Genomic DNA, 6,868 nt, shown 5'->3' with positions numbered 1-6,868 from the left:
TTTCCTCGTCCGAATCCCAGAAGGCGAGAACCTCGACCTTCTCGCCCTCGGCATCGTTCCGCCCGGCATGCAGCGTCTTGCCGAGCCGGCCTTCATTATGCGCGATCAGCGCCGAGGCGGCGCGCAGGATCGGCGCGGTCGAGCGGTAATTCGCCTCCAGCCTGACGATTTTCGCACCCGGGAAATCCTGCTCGAAGCGCAGGATGTTCTCGATCTCCGCACCGCGCCAGGAATAGATGCTCTGGTCGTCGTCGCCCACGCAGCAGATGTTCTTCGAGGCCTGGGCGAGCAGGCGCAGCCAGTAATACTGGACGAGGTTGGTGTCCTGGTATTCGTCGACCAGGATGTAGCGGAAGCGGCGGTGATACTGCGCGAGGATCTCGGGCTCGCGCTTGAGCAGGTCGGTCGCGAGCATCAACAGGTCGCCGAAATCCATCGCGTTTAGCGCCTGCAGCCGTTCCTGGTAGGCAGCATAGAGGTCGCGCGCGGATTCGGCCCCCCAGTCGATATCGAGCTCGCGCGGCACCTGGTCCGGCAGCAGGCCGCGATCCTTCCAGCGCTGGATCGTGCCCATCAGCCCCTGCGGGGTGAAGCGCTTCACGTCCATCCGTCGCGCTTCCATCACCTGCTTGAGCAGGCGGAGCTGGTCGTCCGGGTCGAGGATCGAGAAATTCGACGTGCGGCCGACGAGTTCGGCATGGCGGCGGAGCATCCGTGCCGCGAGGGCGTGGAAGGTGCCGAGCCAGAGCCCCTCCGCCGGCTCGCCGAGCAGGGCGGAGACGCGCTCGCGCATCTCCCGCGCCGCCTTGTTCGTGAAGGTGACGGCGAGCACCTGGTTCGGAAAGGCGCGGCGCGTGAGCAGGATATGGGCGAAGCGGGTGGTCAGCACGCGGGTCTTGCCGGTGCCGGCACCGGCAAGCACCAGCACCGGCCCGTCCACCGCCTCGACGGCTTCGCGCTGGGCGGGGTTCAGCCTGTCGAGATAGTCGCTCACCTGGCCGGCTTCACGCCCAGGATGCGCGCGATGGCGTAGGTGAGGTCGGCGCGGTTGAGGGTGTAGAAATGGAACTCGTCGATGCCGTTGGCCTGCAGCGTGCGGACCTGCTCGGCGGCGATGCTCGCGGCGACCATCTTGCGGGTTTCGGCATCGTCGTCGAGTCCGTCGAACATCTCGCCCATCCAGGCGGGGACATGGGTGCCGGCCATCTCGCTGATCCGCTTCGCCTGCCCGAAATTGGAGACCGGCATGATGCCGGGGATGATCGGCGCGGTGATGCCGGCGGCCAGCGCGCGGTCGAGAAAGTCGAGGAAATGGCCGGTCTCGAAGAAGACCTGGCTGATCGCCCGCGTCGCCCCGGCATCGAGCTTGCGCTTCAGATTGTCGAGATCGGCCTGCGGGCTTGGTGCCTGGGTGTGGGTTTCGGGATAGGCGGCGACCGAGATCTCGAAATCGGCGACGCGGCGCAGCCCGGCGACGAGATCGGCCGCATAGGCGTAGCCCTCGGGATGCGGCGCATAGGCGGTGCCGCCCGGCGGGTCGCCGCGCAGGGCGACGATGTGGCGCACGCCGGCATCCCAGTAGCGGCGGGCGACATCATCGACCTCGCCGCGCGAGGCGCCGACGCAGGTCAGGTGCGCTGCCGGAACAAGGGTGGTCTCCCGCACCAGGCGGGTGACGGTGGCGTGGGTGCGCTCCTGGGTCGAGCCGCCGGCGCCGTAGGTGATCGAGACGAAGCGCGGCGCCAGCGGTTCGAGCCGGCGAATGCAGGCCCAGAGCTGGGCTTCCAGTGTTTCGGTCTTGGGCGGAAAGAATTCGAACGAGATCGCCGGGGCCGGGGCGCGCAGCGCAGGCGTTGGCAGCGGATCAACGCGCGGACCGGACAGCCAGCGTTCCAGGACGGCGCGGGGCGGGGTGTGACTCATCGGAAACTCCTCGGGCGTCTCGTGGCAGCAAGCGCCGCCGGTGGCAAGGCCGGCAGCCTCCGGTGGGCCGTGCTGTTGATCGCTCCGGATGCTGCGCTACATACCGCTTGATATAGGGGGTGTGCTCCGTCCGGACACGCCCTGCCGGAGCGTCGTGCGCGCCGTTGCGGCAAAAGACAACGCGGCATCCGTAAGAGGATGCCGAAAAAGGAGGCCTGTAGGCAACGTGAAGACATCGATCCTGCCGTTGGTTGCGGCGTCCGTTCTGCTTGCAGGCTGCGCGACGCCGCCGCCGCGCTCCAACAAGGCCGCGTTCGAGGCCTATCAGCAGCAGAACGACCCGCTGAAGCCCGCCAACAAGGTCTTCTATCATTTCGACAACGTGCTCGACACTTACGTGCTGCGCCCGGTAGCTGTCGGATACAGCCACATCACGACTCCGGCGATTCGGGAGCATGTGAGCGATTTCATGCAAAACATGGACGGCCCAGCCGAACTGCTTGAGTTCATGGCCGCCGGCAAGCCGCGCGACGCTGGCACCACGCTTGTCCGCTTCATCGTCAATTCGACGGTCGGGATCGGCGGCATTTTCGACCCGGCGAGCGCCATAGGTTACAAGCGGGTCTATACCGATCTCGGCCTGACCCTCGCCGGGTATGGCGTGCCCGAGGGGCCCTATCTCTATCTGCCATTCGCCGGCCCCTCGGATGTGCGCGATGCCTCCGTCCTTCCTGCGGGCTTCTTTCTCACGCCCACGGTCGCGGCCCCGCCCTCGACCGGCCTGACCATCTTCAATTACAGCTCGGATGCGCTCGACGTTGTGAACAAACGGGCAAACCTGCTGGGCACGATCAGCAATATCAAAAAGTCGTCGCTCGATCCCTATGCCACATTCCGGAGCCTTTATCGCCAACATCGTGCCGCACAGTTGAGGACAATCAACGAGCGCGATATCGCGACGCCACCGGCCTGGTATCCGGCGAAGGAACGGGAAGCGATGAAACCGCGCCCCTATGGCTCGCCGTAGGGCATTCGAGACGACGCACTGCAGAAAGGATTTTCTGATGGCTTCTTCCGTTCGCCGGGTTCTGCTCGGCGCGTTCGCCGTATTGCCGGTTCTGGGCGCGCTGCCTGCAACCGCCCTCGCTGCCGCGCCGGCCGCCTCGGTGGCGCAGAGTTTCATCAAGCAATCCGGTGACCATTTGGTCGCGATCGTCAATGGTCCCGACTCGACCAAGGTGAAGGCGGACAAGCTGCGCGAGCTTGTCGACCGTATCGTCGCCGTCGACCAGATCGGCCGATTCGTGCTCGGCCGCTACTGGCGGGTGGCGACACCGGCACAACAACAGGAATATCTCAGACTTTTCCACCAGACGCTGGCCTACAACATCACCAACCAGATCCGCGCCTACAAGGGCGTCCAGTTCGCTGTCGACGGCACGAAGCCTGGGCCCGAGGGCGAGATGGTGTCGACCACGGTCACCCGGCCCGGCCAGTCGCCGGCGGATGTGCAGTGGGTGGTTGATACGGTCGGCGGCAAGCCGCGGATCGTCGATGTCGTGGTCGAGGGAACCTCGCTCAGGATTACCGAACGATCGGATTATTCGAGCGTGATCAACGACAATGGTGGCCAGGTGAGCGCCCTGCTCGACGCCATGAAGAAGCAGATCGCCCGGATGGAAGCTGGCTGACCCACACGGGGGGCGGACGCCGCTCTTGCCCGGGAGCGGCGTCCGTCCTATATATCGTGCAAATAAATCTCCAGACTGATGGAGGTGGCCCTAACCGGCCGCCTTTTTTGTTGCCAGGATACCCCGAGAGTTTCCCCGTGAACGATACCCGCCCCCAGCATACCGGCCTTGAAGGCCGCATCGCCGAACTGATCGCCCCCGGGCTCGAGTCGATCGGCTACGAGCTCGTGCGTGTCGCCATCATGGGCAAGCAGACGCCGACGGTGCAGATCATGGCCGATCGCGCCGACCAGACGCCGCTCTCGCTCGACGACTGCGAGCGTATCAGCCATCTCGTCTCCGCCGTGCTCGACGTGGACGATCCAATCAGCTCGGCCTGGACGCTGGAAGTCAGTTCCGCCGGGATCGACCGGCCGCTGACCCGGGTGAAGGACTGGAACCGCTATGCCGGCCATCTTGCCCGCATCGATCTCGACGTTCCGACCGCCTCGGGCCGCAAGCGCCTGACCGGCACGGTGCTTGGCGCCGACGAGGCCCAGGCGCGCGTCAAGCTCGATTCCGGCGAGACGGTCGACTTGCCGCATGCCCATATCCGGCGCGCCAAGCTGGTGCTGACCGAGGAACTGATCAAGGCGACGGAAACGCCGCCGGCCGCCAACTGACAAACCCATCCGTGAACAGAGCGAGATGACCATGGACACCGCCATAGCCCGCCCCGAACTCCTTCTTGTCGCCGATGCGGTGGCCCGCGAAAAGCAGATCGATCGCGAGGAAGTGCTCGAGGCGATGGAGCAGGCCATCCAGAAGGCCGGTCGCGCCAAATATGGCCACGAGAAGGACATTCGGGCGACGATCGATCGCAAGACCGGCGATGTCCGCCTTTCGCGCTGGACCGAGGCGGTCGAGACTGTGGAGAACGAGGAAACCCAGATCCCGATCCATATCGCCCGCAAGTTCAAGCCCGATATCGAAGTCGGCGGGCATCTGGTCGATCCTTTGCCGCCGATCGATTTCGGCCGCATCGCGGCGCAGACGGCGAAGCAGGTGATCGTCCAGCGCGTCCGCGAATACGAGCGCAAGCGCCAGTACGACGAATACAAGGACCGTGTCGGCGAGATCATCACCGGCGTGGTCAAGCGCACCGAATACGGCAACCTCATGGTCGATCTCGGCCGCTCGGAAGCCCTGCTCCGGCGCGACGAGACGATTCCCCGCGAGAACCTGCACAATGGCGACCGGGTGCGTGCCTTCATCTACGACGTGCGCGAGGAACCGCGCGGCCCGCAGATCTTTCTCTCACGCACCCATCCGGGCTTCCTCGCCAAGCTCTTCGCCCAGGAAGTGCCGGAAATCTACGAGGGGATCATCGAGATCAAGGCGGTGGCCCGCGATCCTGGCTCGCGCGCCAAGATGGCGGTGATCAGCCGCGATTCCTCCATCGACCCGGTCGGGGCCTGCGTCGGCATGCGCGGCTCGCGCGTGCAGGCGGTGGTGGCCGAACTGCAGGGCGAAAAGATCGACATCATTCCGTGGAGCCCGAATCCGGCGACCTTCGTGGTCAACGCGCTCGCCCCGGCCGAGGTCTCGAAGGTCGTGCTCGACGAGGAGGCCGGCAAGGTCGAGGTCGTCGTGCCCGACACCCAGCTCTCGCTCGCGATCGGCCGGCGCGGCCAGAATGTCCGCCTTGCCAGCCAGCTTACCCGCTGGGATATCGACATCTTGACCGAGGCCGAGGAAAGCGAACGGCGCCAGGAAGAGTTCCGCCGCCGCTCCGGCCTGTTCGTCGAGGCGCTCGATGTCGATGACGTGATCGCCGGCCTGCTGGTCACCGAAGGGTTCGAGGGCGTCGAGGTTCTCGCCGCGACGCCGGTCGAGGAACTTGCGGCGATCGAGGGATTCGATGAGGGGATCGCCGCCGAACTGCAGCGCCGCGCCGAGGTGGCGCTCGAGCGCAAGGCCACCGAACTTGAGGACAAGCGGCGCGCGCTGGGTGTCGCCGATGATCTTGCCGGGCTGGAGGGGCTATCGCCTGCCATGCTGGTGGCGCTCGGCGAGAAGGGTGTGAAGACGCTGGACGATCTTGCCGATCTTGCCTCTGACGAACTGATCGAGATCGTCGGCGCCGATGCGATGGACGAGGACGCGGCGAATGCCATCATCATGGCGGCGCGCGCTCACTGGTTCGAGGGAGAGGAAGACGCTGGCTGATCCGGATTTCTCCGCCGATCTCGCCGACGATGACGCGGCGGCCGAAAGCGGCCCGCTGCGCCGGTGTCTCGTGACGCGCGAGCGCCAGCAGCGCGAGGCGATGCTGCGCTTCGTCGTTGCGCCGGAGGCGGTGGCGGCCGAAGCGCTCGTCTTCGATGTCGCTGCAACCCTGCCCGGTCGCGGCATGTGGTTGAGTGCGCGGCGGGATGTGATAGAAAAGGCGATGAAGGCCAATATCTTTTCCCGCGTTGCCGGTCGGCGGATTGCTCTGCCTTCCGGTCTCGTGGAGATTGCAGGCAGGGCGCTGGAAAAGCGGATTGTGGAACTTCTCGGCCTGGCGCGCCGCGCTGGCGATGCCGTTTGCGGGTTCGAGAAGGTGAAGGAAAGAATAGCCGCTGGGCAATGCGCTCTGCTGGTCGAGGCGGCGGATGGTAGCCTGGCCGAGCAGGATCGGTTGATCCAGCACCGCAAGACAAATGTGGTGAGGCCGATTTCGGCGGCTCGGCTGGGAGCCGTGTTCGGCCGTGACCGTGTGGTGCATGTGGCTATCGGGCCTGGGCGCCTGGCCGGCATGATCGAGACCGATTCCCTCCGCCTCGCAGGGGTGCTGGGCGCAGAACCTTCGGCCAGACGATTGCAAGCTCCGCAGGGAGCGGGCAGAGAGAACGCCGACCTGGGTGGTCGCGAGGCTCGACCGCCCGCAGATATGACTCAGACGAAGACACAGAATTGATTACGGACCGGATTGAATGAGCGACGAGCAGGATCAAGGCGAAACCAAAGGGCGGCTCTCGCTGCGGCCGGTGAACCGGGGCGAACTGGGGCGGACCGTCGATGCCGGTTCGGTCCGGCAGAGCTTCAGTCATGGGCGCTCGAAGGTTGTCCAGGTCGAGGTGCGGAAGAAGCGGGGTGGCGCCGCTGGTGCCGAGACGGGACGCCCGTCGGCGCCGTCGCGCTCCTCCGGCGGTGCAGCTGCGCCTCGTGGCCTGACCGCAGCCGAGCAGGCCGCGCGCCAGCGGGCGGTGGTCGAGCAGCAGCGTGAGGCC

At 65.9% G+C, this 6,868-nt stretch carries 8 protein-coding genes; 6 read left to right on the top strand and 2 right to left on the bottom strand.

Annotated features, from left to right (window positions below; translation table 11 throughout):
• On the bottom strand, positions 1-994 hold a 994-nt coding region (locus APM_RS11510), incomplete at its 3' end, for an ATP-dependent helicase (RefSeq protein ID WP_007423551.1).
• Positions 991-1,923: a methylenetetrahydrofolate reductase [NAD(P)H] gene (gene metF, locus APM_RS11505; protein ID WP_007423550.1), complete on the bottom strand. Its 933-nt coding sequence runs from the start codon at positions 1,921-1,923 to the stop codon at positions 991-993. The genes metF and APM_RS11510, both read right to left, overlap by 4 nt.
• A gap of 226 nt (positions 1,924-2,149) precedes the next feature.
• Between metF and APM_RS11500 the strand changes: the two genes are divergently transcribed.
• The 6 genes from APM_RS11500 to APM_RS11475 form a co-directional block, all read left to right on the top strand.
• Complete coding sequence (locus APM_RS11500; protein WP_007423549.1) at positions 2,150-2,950, top strand: VacJ family lipoprotein; 801 nt, start codon at positions 2,150-2,152, stop codon at positions 2,948-2,950.
• A gap of 37 nt (positions 2,951-2,987) precedes the next feature.
• Entirely contained in the window at positions 2,988-3,614 is a 627-nt protein-coding gene (locus tag APM_RS11495) for a phospholipid-binding protein MlaC (RefSeq protein WP_007423548.1), read from the top strand.
• Between the two features lie 137 nt (positions 3,615-3,751).
• The gene (gene rimP, locus APM_RS11490; protein WP_007423547.1) at positions 3,752-4,276 is read left to right on the top strand and encodes a ribosome maturation factor RimP; all 525 of its coding nucleotides are present in this window, start codon (positions 3,752-3,754) and stop codon (positions 4,274-4,276) included.
• A gap of 31 nt (positions 4,277-4,307) precedes the next feature.
• A complete protein-coding gene (gene nusA / locus APM_RS11485; RefSeq protein ID WP_007423546.1) occupies positions 4,308-5,822 on the top strand; it encodes a transcription termination factor NusA in 1,515 nt (504 codons plus the stop codon).
• The gene (locus APM_RS11480; protein WP_083818675.1) at positions 5,764-6,555 is read left to right on the top strand and encodes a DUF448 domain-containing protein; all 792 of its coding nucleotides are present in this window, start codon (positions 5,764-5,766) and stop codon (positions 6,553-6,555) included. Before nusA ends, APM_RS11480 begins: the two co-directional genes overlap by 59 nt.
• Before the next feature lie 16 nt (positions 6,556-6,571).
• The coding region (locus APM_RS11475) for a translation initiation factor IF-2 associated domain-containing protein (protein WP_007423544.1) at positions 6,572-6,868 on the top strand (297 nt) is incomplete at its 3' end.

It is taken from the genome of Acidiphilium sp. PM, from assembly GCF_000219295.1.
Classification (GTDB): Bacteria; Pseudomonadota; Alphaproteobacteria; order Acetobacterales; family Acetobacteraceae; genus Acidiphilium; species Acidiphilium multivorum.
Note: the sequence above shows the minus strand (reverse complement) of the source record. Positions and strands in the feature narration are given on the sequence as shown.

Coding starts and splice junctions, on each gene's coding strand:
- APM_RS11480 (WP_083818675.1), top strand. CDS start 5,764: ATGCCATCATCATGGCGGCGCGCGCTCACTGGTTCGAGGGAGAGGAAG.
- metF (WP_007423550.1), bottom strand. CDS start 1,923: ATGAGTCACACCCCGCCCCGCGCCGTCCTGGAACGCTGGCTGTCCGGT.
- nusA (WP_007423546.1), top strand. CDS start 4,308: ATGGACACCGCCATAGCCCGCCCCGAACTCCTTCTTGTCGCCGATGCG.
- APM_RS11495 (WP_007423548.1), top strand. CDS start 2,988: ATGGCTTCTTCCGTTCGCCGGGTTCTGCTCGGCGCGTTCGCCGTATTG.